This is a genomic window from Bradyrhizobium sp. (assembly GCF_027307225.1).
Taxonomy (GTDB): Bacteria; Pseudomonadota; Alphaproteobacteria; order Rhizobiales; family Xanthobacteraceae; genus Bradyrhizobium.
Genome location: NZ_DAHUXJ010000103.1, coordinates 31,663 through 55,149 on the forward strand (window position 1 = coordinate 31,663; position 23,487 = coordinate 55,149).

General features: G+C 59.4%; 23 protein-coding genes. 4 read left to right on the top strand and 19 right to left on the bottom strand.

Translation table 11 applies throughout. The features are described from left to right. Nucleotides 1–7 precede the first annotated feature (7 nt). The 6 genes from M6D32_RS18115 to rfbF form a co-directional block, all read right to left on the bottom strand. Complete coding sequence (locus M6D32_RS18115; RefSeq protein ID WP_298258662.1) at nucleotides 8–937, bottom strand: NAD(P)-dependent oxidoreductase; 930 nt, start codon at nucleotides 935–937, stop codon at nucleotides 8–10. Beyond that, entirely contained in the window at nucleotides 924–2,021 is a 1,098-nt protein-coding gene (gene rfbG, locus M6D32_RS18120; protein WP_298258664.1) for a CDP-glucose 4,6-dehydratase, read from the bottom strand. The genes M6D32_RS18115 and rfbG overlap by 14 nt, the downstream gene beginning before the upstream one ends. A 69-nt stretch (nucleotides 2,022–2,090) precedes the next feature. After that, entirely contained in the window at nucleotides 2,091–3,431 is a 1,341-nt protein-coding gene (locus tag M6D32_RS18125; protein ID WP_298258666.1) for a glycosyltransferase family 4 protein, read from the bottom strand. A gap of 122 nt (nucleotides 3,432–3,553) precedes the next feature. Continuing rightward, complete coding sequence (locus tag M6D32_RS18130) at nucleotides 3,554–4,414, bottom strand: glycosyltransferase family A protein (protein WP_298258669.1); 861 nt, start codon at nucleotides 4,412–4,414, stop codon at nucleotides 3,554–3,556. 3 nt (nucleotides 4,415–4,417) lie between these two features. After that, entirely contained in the window at nucleotides 4,418–5,401 is a 984-nt protein-coding gene (locus M6D32_RS18135) for a glycosyltransferase (RefSeq protein ID WP_298258671.1), read from the bottom strand. 44 nt (nucleotides 5,402–5,445) lie between these two features. Further along, nucleotides 5,446–6,219, bottom strand: coding sequence for a glucose-1-phosphate cytidylyltransferase (gene rfbF / locus M6D32_RS18140; protein WP_298258673.1), 774 nt, complete (start codon nucleotides 6,217–6,219; stop codon nucleotides 5,446–5,448). Nucleotides 6,220–6,230: 11 nt separating this feature from the next. Between rfbF and M6D32_RS18145 the strand changes: the two genes are divergently transcribed. Then, complete coding sequence (locus M6D32_RS18145) at nucleotides 6,231–7,157, top strand: methyltransferase domain-containing protein (RefSeq protein WP_298258675.1); 927 nt, start codon at nucleotides 6,231–6,233, stop codon at nucleotides 7,155–7,157. A 20-nt stretch (nucleotides 7,158–7,177) separates the two neighbouring features. Here M6D32_RS18145 and M6D32_RS18150 read toward each other — a convergent pair whose 3' ends face one another. The 13 genes from M6D32_RS18150 to M6D32_RS18210 all read right to left on the bottom strand — a co-directional run bounded on the left by M6D32_RS18150 (nucleotide 7,178) and on the right by M6D32_RS18210 (nucleotide 19,198). Then, nucleotides 7,178–8,101, bottom strand: coding sequence for a glycosyltransferase (locus M6D32_RS18150; RefSeq protein WP_298258677.1), 924 nt, complete (start codon nucleotides 8,099–8,101; stop codon nucleotides 7,178–7,180). A gap of 2 nt (nucleotides 8,102–8,103) precedes the next feature. Then, nucleotides 8,104–9,270 (bottom strand): glycosyltransferase family 1 protein, encoded by a 1,167-nt coding sequence (locus M6D32_RS18155; RefSeq protein ID WP_298258679.1) that lies wholly within the window; start codon nucleotides 9,268–9,270, stop codon nucleotides 8,104–8,106. Nucleotides 9,271–9,274: 4 nt separating this feature from the next. Further along, nucleotides 9,275–10,045, bottom strand: coding sequence for a class I SAM-dependent methyltransferase (locus M6D32_RS18160; RefSeq protein ID WP_298258681.1), 771 nt, complete (start codon nucleotides 10,043–10,045; stop codon nucleotides 9,275–9,277). 15 nt (nucleotides 10,046–10,060) lie between these two features. Beyond that, complete coding sequence (locus M6D32_RS18165; RefSeq protein WP_298258683.1) at nucleotides 10,061–11,179, bottom strand: DegT/DnrJ/EryC1/StrS family aminotransferase; 1,119 nt, start codon at nucleotides 11,177–11,179, stop codon at nucleotides 10,061–10,063. Continuing rightward, nucleotides 11,176–11,589, bottom strand: coding sequence for a hypothetical protein (locus M6D32_RS18170; protein WP_298258685.1), 414 nt, complete (start codon nucleotides 11,587–11,589; stop codon nucleotides 11,176–11,178). Before M6D32_RS18170 ends, M6D32_RS18165 begins: the two co-directional genes overlap by 4 nt. A gap of 52 nt (nucleotides 11,590–11,641) precedes the next feature. Then, complete coding sequence (locus tag M6D32_RS18175; protein ID WP_298258687.1) at nucleotides 11,642–12,793, bottom strand: glycosyltransferase; 1,152 nt, start codon at nucleotides 12,791–12,793, stop codon at nucleotides 11,642–11,644. A 165-nt stretch (nucleotides 12,794–12,958) separates the two neighbouring features. Beyond that, a complete protein-coding gene (locus tag M6D32_RS18180) occupies nucleotides 12,959–13,471 on the bottom strand; it encodes a transcriptional activator RfaH (protein ID WP_298258689.1) in 513 nt (170 codons plus the stop codon). Beyond that, nucleotides 13,468–14,118, bottom strand: coding sequence for a winged helix-turn-helix transcriptional regulator (locus tag M6D32_RS18185; protein WP_298258691.1), 651 nt, complete (start codon nucleotides 14,116–14,118; stop codon nucleotides 13,468–13,470). Before M6D32_RS18185 ends, M6D32_RS18180 begins: the two co-directional genes overlap by 4 nt. A 163-nt stretch (nucleotides 14,119–14,281) precedes the next feature. Further along, nucleotides 14,282–15,298, bottom strand: a complete 1,017-nt coding sequence (locus M6D32_RS18190) for a class I SAM-dependent methyltransferase (protein WP_298258693.1) — start codon at nucleotides 15,296–15,298, stop codon at nucleotides 14,282–14,284. A gap of 182 nt (nucleotides 15,299–15,480) precedes the next feature. Further along, nucleotides 15,481–16,779, bottom strand: coding sequence for a glycosyltransferase family 1 protein (locus M6D32_RS18195; RefSeq protein ID WP_298258695.1), 1,299 nt, complete (start codon nucleotides 16,777–16,779; stop codon nucleotides 15,481–15,483). 17 nt (nucleotides 16,780–16,796) lie between these two features. Beyond that, a complete protein-coding gene (locus M6D32_RS18200) occupies nucleotides 16,797–17,561 on the bottom strand; it encodes a class I SAM-dependent methyltransferase (RefSeq protein WP_298258698.1) in 765 nt (254 codons plus the stop codon). Continuing rightward, nucleotides 17,558–18,664: a DegT/DnrJ/EryC1/StrS family aminotransferase gene (locus M6D32_RS18205; protein ID WP_298258700.1), complete on the bottom strand. Its 1,107-nt coding sequence runs from the start codon at nucleotides 18,662–18,664 to the stop codon at nucleotides 17,558–17,560. Before M6D32_RS18205 ends, M6D32_RS18200 begins: the two co-directional genes overlap by 4 nt. Before the next feature lie 84 nt (nucleotides 18,665–18,748). Then, on the bottom strand, nucleotides 18,749–19,198 hold the full coding sequence (locus M6D32_RS18210; RefSeq protein ID WP_298258702.1) for a hypothetical protein: 450 nt from the start codon (nucleotides 19,196–19,198) through the stop codon (nucleotides 18,749–18,751). A gap of 669 nt (nucleotides 19,199–19,867) precedes the next feature. On the opposite strand from M6D32_RS18210, the gene M6D32_RS18215 reads away from it, so the two are divergent. Genes M6D32_RS18215 through M6D32_RS18225 form a run of 3 tightly spaced genes read left to right on the top strand, consistent with a single transcriptional unit; the run spans nucleotide 19,868 to nucleotide 23,472 of the window. Next, nucleotides 19,868–21,289: a hypothetical protein gene (locus tag M6D32_RS18215; RefSeq protein ID WP_298258704.1), complete on the top strand. Its 1,422-nt coding sequence runs from the start codon at nucleotides 19,868–19,870 to the stop codon at nucleotides 21,287–21,289. 1 nt (nucleotide 21,290) lies between these two features. Continuing rightward, nucleotides 21,291–22,157 (top strand): ABC transporter permease, encoded by an 867-nt coding sequence (locus M6D32_RS18220; protein ID WP_298258706.1) that lies wholly within the window; start codon nucleotides 21,291–21,293, stop codon nucleotides 22,155–22,157. 1 nt (nucleotide 22,158) lies between these two features. After that, nucleotides 22,159–23,472, top strand: a complete 1,314-nt coding sequence (locus M6D32_RS18225; RefSeq protein WP_298258708.1) for an ABC transporter ATP-binding protein — start codon at nucleotides 22,159–22,161, stop codon at nucleotides 23,470–23,472. Nucleotides 23,473–23,487: the final 15 nt, after the last annotated feature.

Sequence of the window (23,487 nt, forward strand, 5' to 3'; positions counted from 1 at the left end):
CCAGACATCAAATTCGACGGAGCTCGGCGACCGCAGCGCGAACGCCGGCTTCGATGTCGATTGCGGGTTGCCAGCCGAGTTCTGAACGAAGCAACTCGGGCGAACCGACCAGCCATGGTTCGTCGTCCTTGCGCATGGGGAGTGCGCCGAGGCCGATTAGCGATACGTCCGCATTCATCGCCCGTGCAACCGCTTCGGCGAATTCGCGTACCGAGTGGCCGCGTCCGGTGGCGACATTCCATGCGGCAATACCGCCCTTCTCGCTGGCATTTGCATCGGCGCGCAACATCGCCTCGATGACGTCGTCGATATGAACGAAGTCGAGGACCTGCGTGCCCGCCGAGATCGCCACGCATTCGCGCTTGCTCAAGCCGGTCACGAGCGCCGGCAAGAGCCGATGCGGCGCTTCGCCAGCGCCGTAGACCTTGAACAGTCGCAACAAGCGAAACCCGACGCCGCCCTCCTGGGCGACCGCGCTCGCCATCAACCCGCCGGCGGCTTTCGACGCACCGTAGAGCTTGTGCATCTCCAGCGGAGCATCTTCGGTGACCGGATCTTGCGTTGATGGACGTCGATACTCGGAAAAAGTGCCGGCCATCACCATGCGGGCGCGCCATTCCGCGCAGAGCCGCGCCAATGTGGCCGGCAGCTCCATATTGATCCGCAACATCTCGGCGGCGTCGCGGTGATCCGGTTTCACGCCATAGGCGGCAAGATGAAAGACCACGTCGACCGGCGCTATCGAAAGACGCCGCAGGTTGCCTTCGCTGAAATCATCACACGCAACGATGCGAAGGCGATCACGCCACTCCGCAGGCTGCACGCTTGACGAGCGGACCAGCGCAGTGACCTGCCTGCCCTCGGACAGTAGCCGGGCGACGAGACGGCACCCGATGAAACCGGAGGCGCCGGTGACAAGCGCACTAGCTGTTGACATGATCCCGAACGACTTCGCGATATTGCTCGATCTGCCGAGCGGTGATTTGCGCCGCCTTTGCGGGATCGGCGGCAAATTCCCGATACCAGTCGGCTGTCAGCCTGACCGTTTCGGCAAACGACAACGGTGGTGCCCAGCCGATTAACGTACGTGCTTTTGTGCTGTCGAGATGCAGGAAGCGCGTTTCGGGGAAACTGCCCGCAGCGTAAGTGATCGCGGGCCTGGTCCAGACCGTGGCGAGTTGCTCGACCAGATCACCGACGGTGCGAGAGGCCTCGTCGCCCGGACCGAAATTCCAGTTGTCCGCGGCAACGCGATCTCCGCCTAGCAGCCTCGCAGCCAGCACGAGATAGCCATGAACGAGCGCCATCACATGCTGCCAGGGGCGGACGGCGGCGGGATTGCGCAGGTTGATCGGCAGGCCGGTCGTCACCGCACGCGCGAAATCCGGCACGATGCGGTCGGCCGACCAGTCGCCGCCGCCGATGATGTTGCCGCCGCGGGCATTCGCGATCAGCACGCCGTTGCCGCGCTCTGTGAGGGTCGCGCGATAGGATGCGGCGACCAGTTCGGCGCAGGCTTTGGAAGCGCTGTAGGGATCCTTGCCGCCGAGCGGATCCTGTTCGCGATAGCCCCACACCCGATCCTGGTCGCGATAAACCTTGTCGGTGGTGATACAGACAACCGCCTTGACGCCAGGCGTGAGCCGCGCGGCCTCGAGCACGTGGGCCGTGCCCAGCGCATTGGTGGCAAAAGTTTCAAGCGGATCGTCAAAGGATTTCGAAACCAGCGGCTGTGCGGCAAGGTGAATAATGACGGACGGCCGATGTCGCTCGATCGCCGTTCGAACCGTCTTGAAATCCCTGATATCGCCGATATCAGATGCCATGCCGTTGGCGATATCAGCCGCAGCGAACAGGCTGGGTTCGGTGTTGGGCGCCAGCGCGAGGCCCGCGACGTCACAGCCGATGCGCTTGAGCCAGCTGACAAGCCAACCGCCGGTAAAGCCGGTATGCCCGGTCACAAAGATGCGCTCGGCTTTCAGCGGAGCCTCAAAATCGAGCAAGCGAGCGTCGGTCGTCATCAGCGGCAGCGCCTCAACGTGCGGCGAGGAAGAACGCCCGGAGATTTTATGTATTCATGGATGAACATCTTATCCTCGAGCCGGGGCTTCCACCGTTTCTGACATCATAGGCGACATGACCGTTTCCCCCCGCAACACGCGCTCGTAGGACCGGCCGATCGTGGTCCATGTGAAGCGCTCTTGCCAGGCAAGGTGGCCCGCCTCTCCGAGCTTGTGCAGAAAATCTGGAGAGCGAACCGCCTTTTCCAACTCTCGCGCGAGCACATCAGGCGATACGTTCGTGTATCCGCGCTCGTCGACCTCGGCCGGACATATCCAGCCGCCACCGCTCCAGCGCACGATTTCCCCGGAGTTGCCAACCGGTACGGTGACAAACGGCGTACCAGCAGCAGCGGATTCAAACAAGACGAGCGGCGAGTACTCGACCTTGGAGGCAAAGACAAAAAGGTCGGCCTCCAAAAAGGCGCTGACGACGTCTTCGCGCGGCAAGTCGACATGCAGCACACGCTTCGTCCCGGCGCGAAGATCCCCGCTTTTAACGACGGTCTTGTCCAGATGCATCTCGGGCACCGGAGATCGCCTCGGGAAAAGCCGTTTCCAGACGCCTTGCCAGCCTTCCCGGGACAAAAACTCCACGCCTTTTCGCCAGACCCTTGGACGCAGCAGGAAGCCGAGAATGGCCAACAACGGCCTCTGCCTCGGCTCAGACGACCTGCCGTTCAGGATCAAGGCGACGTTACGCGAACCCGCATCCATCTGTGCGAATGCCTGGCCAACCTCCTTGTGGCCCTTACCCTCGATCGGGCTGCCAACGGTGAGGAACACGAAGTCGTCCGGCGGGATACCGAGCCTGGCTCTCAGCGTTCCATCTGCCACCCGGCCAAACTCCGTCTCGTTCGCCCCGTTGGGAATGATCGAGTAGTCGATAATTCCGTGCGCCTTTGCGAAGTCAATGTCGCGATATTTTCCCGAATAGAAAATCAGGTGATCGAACTTGCGCAAGATTTCCGGCATCCTGGCGAAGTAGTCGGCGTAGATCGGTTCATAGAGACCCGAGAAGCCGCACGGTATGAAAACCTTCCGCAGCTTCAGGCTATCCAGCACTGGCCAGAGTGCGTCAAAGCTCCATTGCTGCGCCGCCTTGATCAGAACCGCGTCACCTTCGAAATTCCTGACAAAACTCCGGTAGCGGTCGACTTCGCCAACCATGCCGACGGCAAGATTGCCTTCGACGCGAAATTCCTGGATCCGAACGCCATTGTGAAATTCGGCCGTGCGCGCCGAATGCGCACTGGTTGCCACGGTGACGTCATGGCCGGCCTTGACCATCTGCTCGGCGATCTGCCGGATCACCTCCTGCACGCCGCCGACGCTCGGCCAGTATTCGGCGCAGCAAAAAAGCAGTTTCATGTTGCGCTACTCAACAGGGATTTTCCGGGAGATGGCATTTTTTCACCCGGCCGCGAAAATAGCCCGCGCGGCGTTGTGAACCTGAACAACGACGCTCAGCGACCGAATATGAGCCGCCTCACTCATTGATTGTTTTCGCCCATCCGGCCGCCGGCGCGTCTAACGGTTCGTACCCATGTGCGAAGCCGCCCCCCGCTCCTGTCGCTGAGGTCTTCGTAAACCGAGTTCAACAGGTTCTTCAAGATGACTGATCGCGCGCGAGGAAGCATGTAACGCCAGCGCCTGGGCGTATCGAAATGCATCTTCACGAGGTGCCTGAAGGTCGTCGATATCATCAACCATCGCCGGGACGACATGTTGTTGTTATGAATCCGGATATGGACAAACGGCTCATCGATGTAGACGATCTCGTGATCGTAGGCGATGCGCCGCCACATATCCCAATCCTCGCAGGCGTCGAACTTTTCGTCGAATCCTCCGAGCTGTTTGACAATGTCGGCATGCACGAGCAAACCGTTTGAAAAGCAATTGCGCGTCATCAGCGCTTCCGGGAACGAGAGTCCCGGTGGCAGATGCTTGTCCGGGTGAGGCACCCAGTTTTCGATCAGACCCGATTCATTGAACCGCACCCAGCTGTTGGTAACGACACACGCTCCCGTCGACGTCGCCGTCCCGACCTGTCGCTCAATCTTGGCCGGCGCAAAAAGATCGTCGTCATCGAGGAACGTGATCCATTCCCCCGTGGCGGCCTTGATTCCGTTGTTGCGGCTGGTCGCGAGATTGCGTGGCGGCGTCACCACGATCTTGACGCCATATCGTTCCTCGAGCGATCGCGCCGAAGCGGTCGTTTCTTCGTTGGAGCCGGTGAGCACCACAACGATTTCGATAGGCCGGTACGTCTGCCCAATCACGCTTTCTACGGCTTCGCGCAACATCGCCGGCCGGCTACGCGCCGGAATGACGACGGAAACGAGAGGCGCCATGGCTTACCGAGCACCCGTGACGATGCGACGAACGTGCCCCCAGACCGCTCGCACAGCGCGCCGCGCCCTCATCACGGATGGCTGATGAAGCATCAGGCGGCGGCGCGCACGCTTAATCCTTTGTCTCAGTTCCGGACCGGGCCGACTGCCACCGATTTTGCGCCCGGCTTCGCTAACCACCGCGAGCATGGCCTTGATATCCGGATTTTTCGAAACGCGCGCCTGTGCGTTATGAGTAAGCGCAGCGATGTCGATGTGAACCTGTTGCGGCGCCGCCGCTCCCGTCGCATGCGCCAGATTTTCCGAAGAAATGGTTACAAGCTTTTCCAGAAACGGCTGGCGACTATCGCGCGTCATGCTGGAAGGCACTTCGCGATATACTGTCAGACGTTCGGGAAGATTGGCCACGCGATAGTGCCGGGAGATGCGCGACCACAGCTCATAGTCTTCGGGCGGCTGTCGCGCCGGATCGGTCGTGTAGACACCGACGCGATCGAGCGCCGACTTTCGCATCATGACCGAGGAATGCACGAAGGGATTGTTGAACAGAAGATCGAACCGCAGGATCTGGTCTTCGGTCGGATGGTCGTGAAACCGTCCGCTCGGCGTATCACCAATCCATATCTCGGCGCGCGTGCCGACCAGCGCGTGTTCGGGGTTGGCGTCGAGAAATGCAACCTGTTTTGAGAGCCTGCTCGGATCGGCAAGATCGTCATGATCCTGCCTTGCGATATAACGCCCTCGCGCGAGTGAAATGCCGCGGTTGAGCGCGGCCGCCAGGCCCATGTCCTCCTGATGAAAGACGCGAACCCTGGGATCCGTAATCCGGTCAAGAAACTCCCGCGTGCCGTCCTTTGAGCCATTATTAACGGCAATCAGCTCAAAATCCACAAACGACTGCTTCAGAATTGTATCGAGTGCGAAAGGCAGGTCAGCGCCGCCATTGCGCACGGAGAGCACGACGCTGACGGTGGGATCAGAGCTCATTGCGCGTCTCGGGCATTCGCTGGAAGCGACCGGTCAACAATGACTCAGGCCCATACGCGCCACGGCGCACGGCCTGACTGCCAGAGATTTTCGAGGTTCATCTTGTCGCGAAGCGTATCCATGGGCTGCCAAAAACCGGAATGGCGGAACGCGGCAAGCTGGGCATTGCGTGCCAGTCCTTCAAGTGGCGCGGCCTCCCAGGAGGTGTCGTCGCCTTCGATACAATCGATGGCGGGCGGGTTGAGCACAAAAAAGCCGCCGTTGATAAGAGCATTGTCGCCGGGCGGCTTTTCGACAAAAGACTTCACCATGGCGCCGTCAATCTCCAGGGCGCCGTAGCGTCCCGGCGGCCGGACCGCCGCGACGGTGGCCAGCTTGCCGTGGCTGCGATGAAACGCGATCGATGCCGTGATGTCGATGTCCGAAAGTCCGTCGCCATAGGTGAAGCAAAACGGCTCGTTGGCGTCGAGATAATGGCGCACGCGCTTGAGCCGGCCGCCGGTCAGCGTCGCCTCCCCCGTATCGACCAGCGTGATGGACCACGGCTCGGCATAGCTTTGGTGGTAGGTGATGCTGTTCTTCGCAGCGTCGATCGTCACGTCGGAATGGTGCAGCACGAAGTTCATGAAGTATTCTTTGATCATGTAGCCTTTGTAGCCAAGGCAGATCACGAAATCCTTCAAGCCGTGATGCGCGTAGATTTTCATGATGTGCCAGAGGATCGGGCGTCCTCCGATTTCGATCATCGGCTTTGGACGTACCGAGGTTTCCTCGGCGATCCGGGTGCCCATGCCGCCGGCAAGAATAACGACCTTCACGATCTCACCTGTTGCTCTGCTTTGGATTCAAAATCATTAGCGAAGAAAAACGTCGTCATCGCCGGCTTCAGCTGAAATGGTTAAGGACAGTTGACAAGCAACAGCGCTTCATCATCTTTGAGCACCCCCGAACCTTGGAGATACAGATGAAATGGCTTCGTAACTTGCGCCGATCCGGGAGGCCGCAAACCTCTCTGAATCAAGCCGGTTCCTTGTCGTTACCATCGACCTTTCGGTACTCGATCGCCGACCTGAATGTCGTGGAGAGCAACTACGCACAAATGTTCTCGATGCATCGGGACATTCACGAAGCAATCGTCCGCGACATTTGCACCGACGCCAATTCAAGCGCTCTGGAAGTTGCTTGCGGTCCGGGGCACTGCGTTCCTCTGTTTAGAGCGTACGGCATCAACTATACCGGCATGGACATCAGCGAAACGGCGATCGCGGCAAGCGCAATGAAATTTAGCGACATTCAACTCCTCAACTTATCCATCGAGCAAAGCGCGATCCTCGCGCCTCGGTCGTTTGACGCGGTATATAACTCGTCGATGCTTGAGCATATTGGAAAGTTCGAGGAAGCAATTTTCGCCATGTGGCGTCTCGCTCGCCGTCGGATGGACTTGATGTTTTTCGAAGGCCTCTCGGATGCCAAGGAGCATGCGATCAAATTTTTTCCCTACGATCGTTCGGAGGATGCAACGAGCTGGGGCGGCGAGTATGGCATGAAAGTGGCCCTGCAAGATCATGGTCCGCGAGACGGACGCATCGGCTCTGAGCCCGTGCCCGGGTATTTCTACAGCCGCTATGCGCAAGAGCCGATGCTTGACTTGCTTCGAACGCTGCCCGAGGCGGTTGTATCGAATGTACAGACACTGGTTCACACAGAACACGGGTCGAGGAGCTGGATTACCATACGCCGCGCCGGAGCAAACTGAAGTCACGTATGCTTCGTACCCTACGACCCAAACGACTTGGGTCGCTCGGCGGGAAAAAGCCGGTCATATTCGTGCTTAATTCGTCTGCGCACGCGCGCCTGCAGGGAAATCGATGGCGGAGGCGATGGCGGCGGCACTTCCGCATGACCTGGAAACAGGTGCTTGGCGTCTCGAACCGGGACGTCTTCCAGAAAGGTCCAATCGCCAGTAATCGGATTGGCCGGGTCATAGTAGATGCCTGTCCAGCGCTCCGTATACTTGTCCCAATCGACCTTGAGGGTGGACAGGTTTTGCTCTCGCAAACCCGGATCGGCCCATTCGAAGTGCTCCAGCAGCGCGTCGCGGCAAGCAACGATTTCGTAGCCGGCATGCCATATCTTGAGCGCCAGGTCGCTATCCGCGCAGTAAAAATCGTAGCGGGCATCGTCGATCCAACCGACCCGCTCCAGCGCCTCACGCAGGAAGAGTCCATGGTTGACCATTGTGTGATTTCCGAGGGACGCACCCACTCGATATTTGGATTCTTCCGGCCACGAGCGCCAGCAGAATGCAACCCCTCCCAGACGCCGGCCGCCGGCGAGTTCGCGATCGAAGTGGCGCACACCATTTGCGATCGTATCGGGATGAACGACAGAGTCGTCGCTGATCATGCAGATGTGACTACCCTCGGCGCATTTGAACGCGAGGTTCATAAAGTATCCCCAACTGCGCTTTCGCCTGGACTTCCCGTCGACCACTTCACGATTATGCTGGACGATCGAGATGATATCGCGCTGCTCCGTGAGCCAGTCGATGGTGCCGTCGGTCGAGCCGCCATCGACTACGATGATCTCATAGGAAACGTCGATCTGGCTTGCGCGCACGCTGTCGATGGCCGCTTTCAGAAACGACAGCCGGTTGTAGGTGCCCAACACCACTGAAACCTTTGGAGGGACAGTCTGCATCGTCAGGTCCAGCAGCGGCGAACCGCTTCGAATCGATCGAGGAGAGCCAGCGCGTCGGCAACAAACCCTTGAGGCGTTCGGGCCGCTGCGATCTTCTTGCCGGCGTCGATCAGATTTGCGCGAAGGTTCTTTTCGCTTTCAAGGCGCATGACAGCTTCGGCAATCCCCTCGGGCGACGTCGGGTCGACAAACAGCACGGCGTCTCCGAGCTGTTCGCGGGCGCCGGACACTTCAGAGGCAATGACCGGACAGCCCAGCGCAAAAGCCTCCAGCGGCGGCAAATTCTCCGGTCCGAAGAAGGTGACGTAGGACAGCGCGAAAGCCTGCCGATAAAGATCGATCAGATCCTCTCGTGGAACGAAGCCGAGAAAATGCACGCGACCTGTGAGACCAAGCCTCTCGGAGGTGGCCTTCACATGCGCGAGGTTGCCGTGATCGGCGCCGACAAAGGCCGCGCTCAGAGGCCTCTCGAGACGCTTCTGAAGCAATTCGAGCGCCAGCAAAAGATTGACGTGATTTTTGTGTGCCCAGAACTGCGCCGGATAGAACAGGTAATCCCCGGCAATTCCGTATTTCTCCCGGATCTGGCGTTTCGCTTGGAGGTCAGCATCCGCAAATCGCGGCGTCGGATGCGGCGTGATCAGGATCCGCGACGGGTCCACCCGGAAGAAGCGTTCGACTTCCCTCTTGCCCGCCTCTGTGCCGACAATGACCGCGGCCGCGCGGCCGAGCACCGCGGTGTAAAGCGTATCGCGGTGCTGCCAGTTGCCGTTCGCGGAGACTTCCGGAAACCAGGGCTGAAGGCGATGCTGAAGGTCCCAGACCACGACCATATAGGGCACTTCCAGCACCTGGCCGGGCGCACCGAGTTGCCAGACGAATTCGACGCCGGCGGCGCGTAGCCGCTCGTCCAGCGATTGTCCCGCCGGCTTGCTTCGTCCCAACAAGGTGCGGCGCGGCGCGGCCGGCCCCGCGTCGAGCGCCATGACCTCGGCATTGGGCAGCGGCTTCGGTGGAAGCCTGGCAGCCGTATCGGGATCACAAAGAAAAACGAACGAGTGTCGTGCCTTCGCGCCGATCGCAAGCAGCGCGTTGAAGATTTCCGACTGAAACGTATGACCGCCGCCCGCAGTGAGATCAAAATTCTCGAGCAGGATTCCGACACGCATCTCTTCAGGCTCTCCGGCGGGCGATCAGCACGATGTGCCAGGTATCGGGCGTGAGCACTTCGTCGGCCGAATAACCGGAATAATACTTCACGACGTCGAAACCGCACCCATCCAGCAGCCCGCTCATTTCCTGCAGCGAAAAAAATCTGTTGGTCTGCCGTTCGACCGCCGTCTGGTACGTTCCGTCCGACCGCAGATCATAGATGGCATGCTCGACCGTGGCGCATTGCGAGGCGAGATCGACCGTGGTGTTGGAGAGCCGCAGGATTTCCCCCCGGCTGGTCGCGAACTTCCGAACGCGTTGCGGATCATGTCGACCGGCCATGGCAGCCGCATGCCAGAATTCCAGGGCGAACAGCCCGTCCTTCCCCAGATGGCGATGCACCGCCCGAAACGTCTGCTTGATCGCGGCGGTCGTCTGGACATGGCCGATCGCGTCGAACAAGCACAGCGCAGCGTCGAACGGCTTCGGGACGACATCGAGAGTCCGCATATCCTGCTGCTCGAAACGAACCCTTGAGTCCTTTTCGCGCGCCTTTTCCTTCGCAAAGACCAGCATGTCCTGCGAGATATCGCTGCCGACGACGTCGTAACCGAGCCGCTCCAGTTCGATCGCGTGGCTGCCAGTACCGCAAGCGACGTCCAGGACGCGGCGTACCGCTTGTCCCGAAAACCGTTGCAGCAGGCCGTGGAGATAACCGACCTCGGAAGCGTAGGGTTTCGCCCCATAGAACAGATCGTAAAGTTCGGCATGACGGCCGTGGTAGATCCCCATCCCGACCCGCTCCGATCAGGCCTTAGCCATCGTCGCGGCGCGGGCGATTTCGCCGCACACGGTCGCAATCTGGTCGTCGGTCAGCATCGTACTCGACGGCAGATAAAGGCCGGTTTCCCAGATTTCATCTGCAACGGGACATTCAACCGGCCGGTATCCCGGTCGCTCTTTCAGACAAGGCTGCTGATTCATCGGGCAGAAGAACGTGCGCGTATCGATGCCGCGCGCCTTCAGATATGCGGCAAGCTGGTTACGCGACAATGGATAATCGCGGCCGACCGTAAGCGCGTACATCCAGTAGACGTTGAACGCCCAATCCTTCTCGGCCGGCAGCTGCAGGCCGGGGACGGCAGCCAGGGCTTGCGAGTACTTTTTCGCTACGCTTCGCTTCTTTGCGATGATCGCATCGATTTTCTTGAGCTGGGCGACGCCGAAGGCCGCCTGGAAGCCGGTCATCCGGAAGTTGAAGCCGGCCCGTTCATGCAAGTAACGCGGTTGAGTGAAGGCGAGATTGCGCAACAGCCGCAAGCGCTCCGCCAGCGCCCCATCGTTGGTGGTGACCATGCCGCCCTCGCCGGTCGTGATGACCTTGTTGGCGTAGAAGCTGAAGCAGTTCATGTCGCCGAAACTTCCGACCACGCGGCCACGGCACTTCGCACCGTGCGCCTCGGCGCAGTCCTCGATGACGACGAGATTGTGCTTCTTCGCAATCTGGTTCAGCCGGTCCATGTCGACCGGATGCCCGAACAAATGCACGGGAATGATGGCGCGCGTCCGCGGCGTGATCAGGCCTTCGATCAGATCGAGATCGAGGTTCCAGGTCTCGCGCTCGGAATCGACCGGCACCGGCACTGCGTTGGCGTAGATGATCGCCAGCGCGGTAGCGATATTCGTGCTCGATGAGAGCAAGACCTCGTCACCCGGCTTCAGGTCGAGGGCTGCGATCGCCAGGTGCAACGCAGTCGTTCCGCTGGTCACGGCGACGCCATGGCGGCAACCGCTGAAGGCAGCGAACCCTTCCTCGAAATCGGTGATCGCGGTGCCGAAGGATCCGGAAATCTCGCCGCGGCGCAACGCCGCGACCACGGCTGCGATCTCCTCCTCGCCAAAATCAGGTTCGAAAACCGGGATCATGACTTCGCGCTCACGAATACCTTGTCGTACTGATCGCCGAGGAACGGCCCCTGCTTGACGCTGATGCACTGCATGTCCTCGACGACGCGGATGGCGTGAACGCCGTGAATGAGGACGATCGCATCGCCCGCCTTCAACTCGACTTCCCGCAACAATTCGCCGTCGTCGGTGAAGAGCTGCACCGCAACGATGCCGCGCTGCACGACGAACATCTGCTGAAGATCCTTGATCGGGCGCTCGAACTCCCGATGGTAGTGCGCCGGTTCGACGAACCCAGCCTCGTGCGCCAGGAGCCCGAATTGAAAGGACGATTCGGCCGGCGAGAAGAACGTCGTTTTCTCGACCTTGACGTCGGCGCGGATGATTTCCGCATAGCGGGTTCCGCCGTGAGCGATGACCTCCAGTCCCATTAATCCTCCTGCTGTCTCCGGGCAAAATGCCGGAGTGTTGGTGCCGAAAGCGTCAATTGAGCATCTCGGCAAACTTGGCCTTCAGTTCAGCAGTCCGCTGGCGATAGGTATGGCTCGTGCAGGTTCTTGCCTGGCCTCTCTTACTGATTTCTGCGCATCGATCGGGATCGTCGAGCAATTCCTCGATTCGCGCGACGCATTCTGCCGGATCTCCGTAGTCGACAACCTCCGAACCAACCTCGAACAGCTCCTGCAAATTCGTTTTTCGGTCAGTCACGAGCGCTGCCCCGCAGCCGGTCGCTTCGTAAAGGCGCATATTGTTGGCGAATTCGCCTGCGATGCCGATGTGCTGGTTGATTACAATTTGCGAGCGACGAAATATCGAAAACATCTCCTTGCCCCAGGCCTGCCCTCGATAGCAAGCATGTATTGGCGAGGCTGGCGATATCTCGTCGGCTATCATGCCCCAAATATTGAACCTTGTTCGCGTGGCGAGATACTCGAGCAACCGGATTCGATCGGCGTGAAATGAAGACAGCGTTCCAACGAACGTCACTCCGAGAGATCGTTCGGCAGTCGGCAGACGATCCAGAACATTCGGTGCAAACCCGAGCCGGTTGTAGAATGTTCGGACACCGCGCTTCTCGAACTGCCGCAAAAAATTAGGCAGCGAAGTCACGATCAGATCGTAGTTGCGATCGTCGTCAGGCTGGTGCCATGGCGCGGCGATCTGACCAGCCATCAGACACTGCTTGCCGACCAACGAGCGCAGGGATCGCGCGCTGACCAGGTGCATCGCCTGATTCAGGATCACGTCCGGGCGGAAGTGCTCGATCTGGGCAATCATGACGGTTCGCATCCAGACCGGCATGGCTGCGAGTTCGGGAGCGAGCTTTTTCCTGGTCCCCAGCAACCGGCGCACCCTGGCGGCAACAGTATTGGGTTCGGCTGGGTCGGCTTCCGGAACAGTCAGACCATGTTCAGCTGCCCACCGCAGCTGCATGTTCCGATTGTTGAGATGAAGATCGGCCGCCTCGGCTCCGTTGGCAGTGAGACCTTCGGAATAAAAATTCGCGGAGCCAAACAGCGATTCGTTTCGCGCCACCATCTGTTCCGCGTAGCTCGCCTGAGCCAGTCCGGGATTCTGTGCATAGAGGTCCTCGAGAAAGGCCTCATAGTCGGTATTGAGGATGAGAACGCGCACCGGGAAACCGTCAGTCCTGTTTCGTCAATCAGAGCACCGCATGGTGGGCTCAGCGCAAATTTTCCAAGCTACCGCAGTCCGGGTGAAACAACCTCCACCCGGAGGCCCCTGGGCAGGAGCAATGACTGAACGCGGCGACTTGCAGCGCCGCGCGATAAGCCGCGCTCAGGCGGCAGCCACCAGATCCGCGTCAAGGTGAACGCGCACCTTGCCGCCGAGCATGTCGAGCAGAATTGCGACCCGGTCACGATCTTCCATTCCGTCGAACAGGCCAGCACTGTCCACGAACACGCCGGCCCGCACGCGCACCTTGTCGCCGTGCGCGAATTTGGGCCGCGCATCTATTTTAACAAAGCCTTTGGCATCCTCGCGCGCCTTCAGTGCAGAGAGGACACCGGCGGGTACGGCCGCCGGCTCGTTACCGTTGGTAACGAGATGCGAAACTCCGTAGGTGGACTGAATGGAGCGCCAACGCTGCGTGGCCATGTCGATGGCGACGAACAGATAGCGCGGAAACAGCGGCTTCGCAAAGAAATCGATCTTCCGGGCGTGACGGCGCGGCTTCAAATAGCGCGGCAGATAGATCTCGTAGCCTTGTCGCAACAGGTTCTGCGCGGCTTTCGCCTCCCCGTTCGCCTGGGTTTGCACGACATACCAGCGCCGGGCGGCTGACGTCATGGCGCGCCCCCCGCCGTCGCGCTACGTTCGCGTAGCCCAAGCAATGCAGGCGCAAGCACCCGGTCCAAGCCCCGCGCCGACGTAGCTGCGTCATAAGATGCTGCTGCACCCGCGACATCGGTGACTATGACCGCATCGAACGCCTCTTTCACTTGGTCGTAGGACGCGCAGACCTCAGCGCCGAAAAAGCGGGCGACATCGCTCTGGGGATCGACGATGGCCACAATCGTAACGCCCGCTTCGACCGCGCAAAGAATCGCGACCTCGGCCAGGTCGGATCGCCCCGCCAGTACCAGACGCGAAAAGCCTCTCGCCTGGGCCTCACTGAACACACGGGCGCAATCGCTCTTTGCCAACCGGAAGAACGAAAAAGAGTCGGACAAATATTGCACCGTAAGGCGCGATTTCTCGGCGAAGCCCTGGGGCGTCAAGTAATAGGCATAACGGCGCGCCGGCGCCTCGCTGACCTTGACCAGGCCTTTCTTGACGCAACGCTTGAGGTAAGCGTTGACGAGGCCGAGCGCGATGCCGAGTTCGGCCGCGATCCGGCGCTGCGTGCGAGCGCCATCCGCCTCCACCGAACTCAACAGGCCGAGGACGATGCGCTCATTGTCATGTTCGTGCGCAGTGTTTAGCAGTCGGTCCATCTCACGCCCCCACCCCCGACGCTAATACAGCGTTCAAGCCATGAACGTCAAGATCGATCTTCATGACCAAATTGACTACAACATATTGAACTTCATGTAGTTTATTGGTTTCCGGACACGCACCGCGGGCAGTTCTCCCCGCCTGCGCCGCGAACGCGCACACTTACGCGGAAGAGTCGTCCGCCGGCTCAAGCTGCACCAGCATGCTGTCTCCCAACCCCAGCGCATCGACCGTCCTATTGAAGGGCGCGATCGTCTCCACCGAAATGCGTTCGGCGCGCGACGCAAGTCTAGTCTTCCACCGTGCCGTGACCGATGGCGACGGGTTTCGTGTGGATGGACCCGAGCCGGCCCAAGCGGTCGATGGTTGTCCTTCGACGGTTTCATCTCCATAAGCGCGCAATTGCAGGATCGTCCACAGATTTGGCGTGACGGTCTGTATGCTAAGGACGTTGTAGCCCGCTTTTTCGGCAATCCTTTTGAAGGACGCCTTGTTGTAGTGATGCAAGTGATACGGGATATGCCAGTTGAGCCACTTTCGACCCGAAATCATCTTGTTGAGTGAGCCCGAATTGGGCGTACCGAGAATCACTTTTCCCTGCGGCCGCAGGCGACTCCGTACCAACTTCAACAATGCAATCGGATCCGGCACGTGCTCGATCACCTGGTTCAGAACGATGAGATCGAAATCATGGCCAGGAAACGGGTTGTCGTGAATGCTGCCGATGTGGACATTCAAGCCGAAATGATCGGCGATCGCACGAACGTTCGGATCTGTCTCGATCCCAAACGCCTCGCCGCCCAGATTACGGATTTCCAGCAGCGAAATGCATGAGCCACAGCCGATATCGAGCACTTTCTGCGCCGGCCTGACGAAGTAGTGTCCCTGATTGTCGGTGCCGTTCCTGTGGCGCGCCTTCGCTGCATCTGGAGCCAGCACCAGTTCGGCTTCGCGCTCGATCGCCGCCACGTCGGCGTTGCCGCGAGGATAATAACGGCTGTAGAGCGCCGGCAGATCCTGCTCTGAGAGCATCGGCGATGTCACCATCTGCCCGCAGGTAGAACATTTCAGGATCGAGAACTTCCCCGGCGAACCATATCGGTCGTCCCAGATTTCATCGATATAGGTCTGGTTCTCGCCCTCACAGGCAATGCAGGTTGCAAGGCTCGGCGTTGCCATTCAATCAAACCTCTGGCTGGGGTAAAACTGTTCATTGTCGGATCGCATACGGCGCCTGCACGGAATCGCATTGGTTGGCGTTCCAGCCTGAGACATCGCTCGAAGATCTTGACGTGATCCGCAGCCGCCTCCGGCCGAGGCGATCGACACGCACCATGGCTCCCTGCCCAAAGGAAGAAAGCCTATGGCCAACAGCAACGAACCGACTCGAATTCGTCGAACAGCGCATGGACCTGTGCGACATAGTTGGGCATCGAGTTACGAGCGGCGATGATCTTGCCTTTGGCCACGCGCTGCGCGCATTCCGCAGGGTCATCGATCAGCTTCTTGATCCCTCCCGCGATTGCGGCGGGGTCGCGATGATTGACCGGCACGACCGCATCCTCGAATAGCTTGCGGATGCCGGGGATGTCGGACAGCACCACCGGGCAACCCAACGCAAAGGCTTCGAGGGGCGGCAAATTGTCCGGACCAAAGAAGGTGACGTAAGTGAGCGCGAATGCATGGCGATAAAGCGCGGACACTTCGTCGGCGGAAACAAAGCCGGCAAAAACGACCTTATCGTCAAGACCCAGGGCGCGCGCTTCGGCCTTGATAAAATCGGCGTTACCGTGATCGGCGCCGGTGAAGACCATGGAACAATCGAACCCGTGCTGGTCGCGCAGGATTTTCAGAGCCCGAAGCAGGTTGATGTGGTTCTTGTGCGGCCAGAACTGCGCCGGATAAAACAGGTACGGCCCGGCGAGGCGATATCTTGCGCGAAGGTCCGCCTCACTGACGTTCGGCTTTTCCATTGATGCCGCCTCGGTGGCCGTCTGCGGCGTCGGGAAATGGATCACCCTTACGCGCTCGGAAGGCACGCCATAGAACTGGGTGACCTGCGCCTTGGTCTCGTCCGACGAGGTGACGACGAAAGCGGCGCGCTGTAAGCCTTCGGCGAAGAATGCTTCGCGCTGGCGAAATTGTCCGTTTTCGCTCACTTCAGGAAACCACGGCTGCACGCGGTGCTGCAAATCCCAGACGTTCAACACATAGGGCGTGCCGACGTGGATCGGTTCGATGTGATTGAACCAGAGCAGGTCATATCTTCGTTGAGCGATATCCGCGTCAAATTCCCGGATCATGTCCGGATTGGGCCAGGTCAGCCGCTGCTCGATAGCCCAATCAACATACGACCGTATTGCGGGAGCAATGCGCTCCTCACCTCCGGGCGGTTTCGATCCGAGCACCTTCTGGACAAGGACGCGCACGTTCTTCTTCAACACCGACGGGGTGAGAACGGACGCCACGCCATCCCATGCCATACCGTCGTGGGGCGAGACGCCGGCAGAATCGAACTTGAGCTGGCGCGGCTTTGCCCGCACCAATTCAATCTCATGCCGGCCGGGATTGGCCAGCGCAGCTTGCGCAAGACTTTCGCGGAATACGTATCCTCCGCCGAGCGAGGCCGGCATATCGATGACGCAAAGACCGATTTTCATGGAGAAGCCGAAGGTACCTAAACCGCAACTGCGCAAACCGCTGCCAGCCAGTGGCTCGCATTCGCCGGCTTTTCGATATCCGGATAGCCGGTCAGCGCAGCGCAGCGGAAGCCATGCGACTGTAACGCGAACTCGAGCTCGAGCGGGAAGAAATAGCGCATGGTATGGACTTCCTCGCTGTCGGAGCGAATCTGCCCCTGCTGCATTTCGATGACGCGGATGGCGATGCGAATGCATTGCCGGTCGGGATCATGCGTGCCGCGGGAGCAGCGAAGTATCTTGGTATCACCAGTTGCAATCTCCCGCAGCCGCTCGCCCGGCGGATCGGTCACCACCGCCGGACCATACCAGAAATCCGCAACGAAAACGCCGCCGGGACGCAGGTTCGCCCGCGCCGTCGCAAGCGCCGCCGCGAAGTCCTGATTGCTGCTCATATAGCCAAGCACGTTGAAGTTCATCAGCACGGCATCGAACGGGCTGGCCGATCGATAACTTCGTGCGTCACCCCGGACGAAATCAAGCGAGCCCTTGCCGGAATGTCCACGCTCGCGCGCGCGAGCCAACATGGCTTCCGAGAAATCCACCCCGGTCACATCGAAGCCACGCCCTGCCAATTCGACCGCATGCCGACCGGTCCCGCAGCCGAGGTCGAGGATGCGCGAGATTTTTCCGTCGCCATGCTGGAACAAAGTGATCACGGCGTCGCATTCCGCGGCGTTGCTCTTGTCCGCATACATGGCATCGTAAGCGGACGCATAGGCTTCGCTAAACACGCCGGTCATGCCAGAACTCTATGGACGGCCTCACTGACCGCGTCGACCTGCTCAATCGTCAAGGTCAGCCCCGAGGGAAGATAAAGCCCGCGCCGGGCCAGGCGTTCGGTGACGGGATAGCGTTCGTTCAAATGCAGCCCCCGCTCGTGAAACACAGGCTGTTCGTGCATGCCGAGAAAGAGCGGGCGCGTCTGCACCCCGAACTGCAGAAGACGCTTGGCAAATTCGACCGCATCGAACGGCACATCGTCGCTCAGCACGATGCTGTACATCCAATAGACGTTCCTATAGCCGGGCAGTTCGACCGGCAAACGAAGCTGCGTCAGATCGTGCAGCCGCTCGGCGTAACTCGCGGCCATCCAGCGCTTGTGCTTCAAATGGTCATCGATCCGCTCAAGCTGCGCGAGACCAATGGCGGCCTGCAAATTGGTGAGGCGATAGTTGTGCCCCAGTTCGGTATGATAGAAGCGCCGCTCCGGTTCGAAGCAGAGGTTACGCAACGACCGAAGACGCCTCGCAAGCGCCTCGTCGCTGGTGAGGACCATCCCGCCTTCGCCGGTGGTGATAATCTTGTTGGCATAGAAGCTGAAGGTCGCCAAGTCGCCAATTCCGCCAACCCTGCGTCCGTGGACCTCGGCGCCGTGCGCTTCAGCCGCGTCCTCGATGACCTTCAGATTGTGCTTGGCCGCGATCTTCATCAGGCGCGGCATGTCGACCGGGTGGCCGAACATATGCACCGGCATGATCGCGCGCGTCTTGTTGGTGATTTTGGCTTCAACCTGGTCCAGATCGAGCGCCCAGGTCTCGGGATCGACATCGACCAGCACGGGGATGCAGCCGGCCTCGACGATCGCCAGCGAGCAGGAGATAATCGTGAACGACGGCAGAATGATTTCAGATCCCGGCTCGAGATCGAGCGCGGCGACGGCGATCTGCAATGCCGTCGTTCCGTTGGAGACGCCAACGCCGAACTTGGCGCCGCAATACTCGGCCCAGGCTTGTTCGAACGCGGCGAGATAACGTCCCTCGGAAGAGACCCAGCCGGTCTGGATGCAGTCGGCGACATACTTCGCCTCAGCTCCGGCCAATAATGGTTCAGATACCGGGATCATGAATTTCTCTCTGAATATCCGGGCTCAGCGCCGCCCAGGCGACGGCATAGAGCTGCCAAGATCGGTTTATCCAATGCCGGGACCTCAGCGCTGTTCGGAGCGAACCGCCGCAAAGCGCGTCTTGTCACGATCGCCGGCATAGGGTCCCTGCTTTATCTCGATCATCTCGATTTCCTCGAGGACCTCGAAGCCATGACCGCCGGAGATCAGCAACACCACGTCTCCGGTTTGCAGCACATGACTGGACAGATAGCGCTGGTCATCGGCATAAAAGTCGACCCTGAGCTTTCCGCGGCGAATGAAGAGCGCCTCCTGCGTAAAGTTGATGCTGCGGGAGATGTGATTGTGAAGATGCGGTTCGATCATCTTGCCGGCCGGGTGGCGCATGAATCCCATTTGCTGCGACAGTTCGCCGTCGGTGAAGAATGTTATTCCAGGCTCGCAGAAATCGCTGCGCACGATGACGGCCAGCAGCTGCTCTTCATGTTTGACCCGCACCACGGAACCAGCTGAAACTTCGTCAAGCACGGTCATGAAAAGACGTCCAAGGACCGCGCATGAGACATTTCGTTCAGGTCGAGCATTCCGCCTACTCCATTAGGCCGCAGGACTTTTCGCAAAGACCTTTCACGCGCCAACGCGTTAACCACGCTACCGCACTCCGGGTGAATCTGTCACCCGAGGCTTGGTTCAAGTTCGTACCACGCCCTGCACTGGCAGCGCCGCGTCGGACAATCAACCGGACCGTCCGGCTGCGTATGTCACGCAGGATGGCGACAGGTGCGCGCAAGGCCGTTGCAATCTCGGCAAGCTCGAAAAATGCCCCCCGGCAAGATTGCAGGAAACCTGCTCCCCGAAAGCTTCGTCGAACATTTCGCATGCGCTCACCACGCGCACGCCCGCGAATTTGCCAGAACGCATCAGTCAACCGCACCATTCCTGCCGGGACATCCGGCGTCGTGGGAAGCACGGCCGCCAGCCGTCAGCAAAATAGGGCTTGCCAAATCCGTTCACATCATGAACAAGTATATTGTTCAGCCCATGAACGTCAATATGGTCTGTACCAAGTCAGCCACCGGGGTGCCAATACCGCATTAAGAGGATTTGGCTTTTGGGCCACATGGCCATCGTCGACCATGAGGTTTGGGAAGTCCAAATTCCTTCTGCGGGTTAAGGGTAATCGCTGTCTTTAGCCACGGGTCAATGCCAGCAATCAACTCCATAACTCTGGTCAATCCGATCTCAGGGCGAGGCCATCTCGACGCCTATGCTCGCCTCTATTCGCGAGCCTTCATCGAGTTGGGATTGAAGGTCACGCTGTTTGCCGAAACCGACGGAGACGCTACGGACTACCTGGCACGCACCAGCCCGCAGAACGCTCCGCTTTTTTCTTTCATCTCGTTCAAGAGAGCGCAGTCGTTCGGTGCCGCGACTAACCCGGGCACGACTTCTGCATTTGGACTTGCCAGGCGCGCGAGAATGGTGTGGCAGAAGGAGGGAGCGGCCGAAGTTGCAAGGCGAACTCTGACGCTTGTTCTTGAGCGGTCGGCGTCGTTCATTCCCGGACCGGTCCGGCTTCAGGCCCTTCGCCTCAAACACGCAATCGCACGCCGCTTCCTGGCGAGCCCGTCGGAGAACGCTTTTTCGTTAGATGCCGACCCTGGCCGTACTCGATTTCAAGGCCTCGTCGATGGCGTTCGGACAACCGCGATGATGGCGGGACAGTCGAAATCCGACCTGGTCCTGTTCCTCTACCTGGATCTGATGGCTGAGCAGAGTCAAAATACGTCCTGTCTCGACCAGTGCGGCGCGCCATGGATCGGAATTCTGTTTCATCCCCGATTGGCTCGGGACTGCAATGCCAAGACCGAAGGCTATTTCAACTCGCATCTAGCTCGAGGAGGACTTTTCCTCATCCCGGCCGCGCTGCCCATCTACGCCAAAGCGACACCACACCTTGCCTTCGCGCTGGCGCCTGATGTCGCGGATCTGGAGTTGCCGGCGGACCTGCCCGCCGTTGCACGCGAGATGCGCCGGCGCGCTGGCAATCGCAGAATTGTGCTGCAGATTGGCTCCATCGCCGCGCACAAGGGTATTTCCACGCTTCTCGACGTCGTCGAGCTTGCCGATGCCAGCCAGTTCTTCTTCGCACTGATCGGTGAAGTGCATTGGGGCACATTCGAAACGCACAACGAGCGCATCCAGGCATTCTACGCGCGTCCACCTGAAAACGTCCTCGTGTTCGAAGGGTACATCAGCAACGAGCGCGACTATAACGGCGTGATCCAGGCGAGCGACATCATCTATGCCGTGTACCAGGACTTCGACGGCTCATCCAATTCGCTTACGAAAGCGTCCGGACTTCGCCGGCCCATTCTGGTGTCCGAGCGATCTCTGATGGGTGAGCGCGTTCGTCACTTCGATATCGGACAGACATCACCACAAGGCGATGCGAAGCAGATCTTGCAAGGGCTGCGCTCGCTGGCCGCGCGGCAGCAAGGCAGTTTCGGGTTTGATCGCTTCAATCGGGAGCACTCACTTGAAGCCCTGAAGGCACTGCTCGCAAACACCATTCCCTCCTGGCTCCGGGAAATCGATCCGGTAGCGACATCACGAGTTTTGTGAGATGCAATCTGTGAATACCAAAGAAGCCGACAACGACTGGACCACCGTGATCGATTCGATCGAGAGCCGGTATCTGCCGGATGTGCGCGGAGTCTGGCGATATCGCGATCTCGTGGCGCTGCTGGTGCGCCGGGATTCTGTTGCAAGCTACAAGCAAACCCTGCTCGGTCCGCTGTGGTTCGTCATCCAGCCGCTAATGACGACGATCGTCTTTACGATCGTATTCGGTCGCATCGCATCGCTTCCGACCGACGGCCTCTCACCCTTCCTATTCTATTTTGGAGGCGTGTTGTGCTGGCAATATTTTGCGGCGAACGTCAATCGTACGTCTGACACCCTGTCAGCCAATGCTTCCATCTACAGCAAGGTATATTTTCCACGTCTGGTTACACCGGTTTCGACCGTCATCAGCAACCTGATCGTCTTCGGAATTCAGTTCGCGGTATTTGTTGTGGTGGTCTGCGTATTCATGTTCCGCGGCGCGCCTGTTCGGCCGAGCATATTTGTAATACTGCTTCCGGTGCTGCTCTTGCAGGTCTCTGCGTGCGGAATCGGCGTGGGCCTCACCATTTCAACGTTGACGACCCGCTATCGCGACCTGAACTTCATGCTCGGCTACGCACTGCAGCTTTGGATGTATACTACTCCAATTGTGTATCCGCTGTCGCAAGTACCCGAAAAATGGTTGTGGCTCATTTATCTCAACCCGATGACCGCCGCTGTGCAGACGTTCCGCTATTTGTTGCTTGGCAGCGGAGCGCCGAGCATTTCGATGATCGTCTACAGCGCCGTCGTCAGCACGCTGGTTCTCGGCCTCGGCCTGGCCCTCTTCACCCGGGTCGAGCGCACCTTCATGGACACGATATAGCATGAGCCGGGTGATCATCTCTGCCGAGTCTCTAACCAAGACCTACCGTCTTGGCGTCATCAACCACGACACGTTGCGGGGAGAGATCAGATCCTGGTGGGCGCGCAAGCGCGGGCTCCCCGATCCGACTCTCAAAATCGGCAACAGCCCCTCTCCCAGGAGCCGCCCTACATTCAATGCGCTCGAAGACATAACCTTCGATGTGAAGCCGGGCGAGACAGTGGGATTCATCGGCAAGAATGGCGCCGGCAAGTCGACCCTGCTGAAGATCCTTTCGCGGGTCGCCGCCCCGAACAAGGGCAGAGTGCGAATCCGCGGCCGCGTTTCCAGTCTGCTGGAGGTCGGCACCGGGTTTCACCCGGAGCTTACGGGTCGCGAGAACGTCTATCTCAATGGCGCGATCCTTGGGATGACGAAGGATGAAATCCGACGCAAGTTCGATGAGATCGTCGCCTTCGCGGAAATCGCCGAATTCATCGATACGCCGGTCAAGCGGTACTCGTCCGGGATGTATATCCGCCTGGCATTCGCAGTAGCCGCTCACCTCGAGCCGGAAATTCTTATCGTCGACGAAGTGCTGGCGGTAGGCGACTATGAGTTCCAGCGGAAGTGCCTCGGCAAAATGAAGGACGTCAGGACGGAAGGCCGAACGGTCCTGTTCGTCAGCCACAACATGACCGCCGTGAACAACCTCTGTGTCCGCTCCATTCTGCTGGAAAAAGGGAAAATTGTAGCCGATGGACTTAGCGCGGATGTAACGAGGACCTATCTTGGGATGTCCTCGACGCGGACGCAATCGCACTGGCAATTCGCCGATCCATCGGATGGCAGGAAACGGGCATATATTCGCGAGGCATTCATTCTGGATGCCGACAACGGGAGTCGTGAAGCCTACGAGCTGACGCAGGATTTGCAGATCGGATTGCGCTACCGGCTGCCGGAACCAATACGGGGCCTCACGGTCGGCCTGCAGATCCTCTCGGAGGAGAACAACGAGACCCTGATTTCGCTGACGGACTCCGAACTCGATCAATCTCGCCTGGAGACACGCGAAGCAGGCGACTACGTGGCCCATATCCGCGTTCCGGCGCGCATTTTGAATACGGGAACCTATTCCCTGCGCGTCGGCCTTTCCAGGGGGCGGCAGGAAGTCTTCCACGTCGTGGAAGGATTGAATTTTCGGATCATCGACTCGGTCGGCATCGTGATGTTTATCGGCTTTGAGCGCAAAGGATCGCTGCTCTCGCTTCAACTACCGTGGAAGGTGGAAAAAGAGCCTCGGCTCACCGCCTATCCTGATGCTGAAGCCGTGTAAAAGCCAGAGCACAAA

Excerpts from the sequence above, each read along its gene's own strand:
- M6D32_RS18115 (WP_298258662.1), bottom strand. The coding sequence starts at position 937 with ATGTCAACAGCTAGTGCGCTTGTCACCGGCGCCTCCGGTTTCATCGGG.
- rfbG (WP_298258664.1), bottom strand. The coding sequence starts at position 2,021 with ATGACGACCGACGCTCGCTTGCTCGATTTTGAGGCTCCGCTGAAAGCC.
- M6D32_RS18125 (WP_298258666.1), bottom strand. The coding sequence starts at position 3,431 with ATGAAACTGCTTTTTTGCTGCGCCGAATACTGGCCGAGCGTCGGCGGC.
- M6D32_RS18130 (WP_298258669.1), bottom strand. The coding sequence starts at position 4,414 with ATGGCGCCTCTCGTTTCCGTCGTCATTCCGGCGCGTAGCCGGCCGGCG.
- M6D32_RS18135 (WP_298258671.1), bottom strand. The coding sequence starts at position 5,401 with ATGAGCTCTGATCCCACCGTCAGCGTCGTGCTCTCCGTGCGCAATGGC.
- M6D32_RS18150 (WP_298258677.1), bottom strand. The coding sequence starts at position 8,101 with ATGCAGACTGTCCCTCCAAAGGTTTCAGTGGTGTTGGGCACCTACAAC.
- M6D32_RS18155 (WP_298258679.1), bottom strand. The coding sequence starts at position 9,270 with ATGCGTGTCGGAATCCTGCTCGAGAATTTTGATCTCACTGCGGGCGGC.
- M6D32_RS18160 (WP_298258681.1), bottom strand. The coding sequence starts at position 10,045 with ATGGGGATCTACCACGGCCGTCATGCCGAACTTTACGATCTGTTCTAT.
- M6D32_RS18165 (WP_298258683.1), bottom strand. The coding sequence starts at position 11,179 with ATGATCCCGGTTTTCGAACCTGATTTTGGCGAGGAGGAGATCGCAGCC.
- M6D32_RS18170 (WP_298258685.1), bottom strand. The coding sequence starts at position 11,589 with ATGGGACTGGAGGTCATCGCTCACGGCGGAACCCGCTATGCGGAAATC.
- M6D32_RS18180 (WP_298258689.1), bottom strand. The coding sequence starts at position 13,471 with ATGACGTCAGCCGCCCGGCGCTGGTATGTCGTGCAAACCCAGGCGAAC.
- M6D32_RS18185 (WP_298258691.1), bottom strand. The coding sequence starts at position 14,118 with ATGGACCGACTGCTAAACACTGCGCACGAACATGACAATGAGCGCATC.
- M6D32_RS18190 (WP_298258693.1), bottom strand. The coding sequence starts at position 15,298 with ATGGCAACGCCGAGCCTTGCAACCTGCATTGCCTGTGAGGGCGAGAAC.
- M6D32_RS18195 (WP_298258695.1), bottom strand. The coding sequence starts at position 16,779 with ATGAAAATCGGTCTTTGCGTCATCGATATGCCGGCCTCGCTCGGCGGA.
- M6D32_RS18200 (WP_298258698.1), bottom strand. The coding sequence starts at position 17,561 with ATGACCGGCGTGTTTAGCGAAGCCTATGCGTCCGCTTACGATGCCATG.
- M6D32_RS18205 (WP_298258700.1), bottom strand. The coding sequence starts at position 18,664 with ATGATCCCGGTATCTGAACCATTATTGGCCGGAGCTGAGGCGAAGTAT.
- M6D32_RS18210 (WP_298258702.1), bottom strand. The coding sequence starts at position 19,198 with ATGACCGTGCTTGACGAAGTTTCAGCTGGTTCCGTGGTGCGGGTCAAA.
- M6D32_RS18215 (WP_298258704.1), top strand. The coding sequence starts at position 19,868 with ATGCCAGCAATCAACTCCATAACTCTGGTCAATCCGATCTCAGGGCGA.
- M6D32_RS18220 (WP_298258706.1), top strand. The coding sequence starts at position 21,291 with ATGCAATCTGTGAATACCAAAGAAGCCGACAACGACTGGACCACCGTG.
- M6D32_RS18225 (WP_298258708.1), top strand. The coding sequence starts at position 22,159 with ATGAGCCGGGTGATCATCTCTGCCGAGTCTCTAACCAAGACCTACCGT.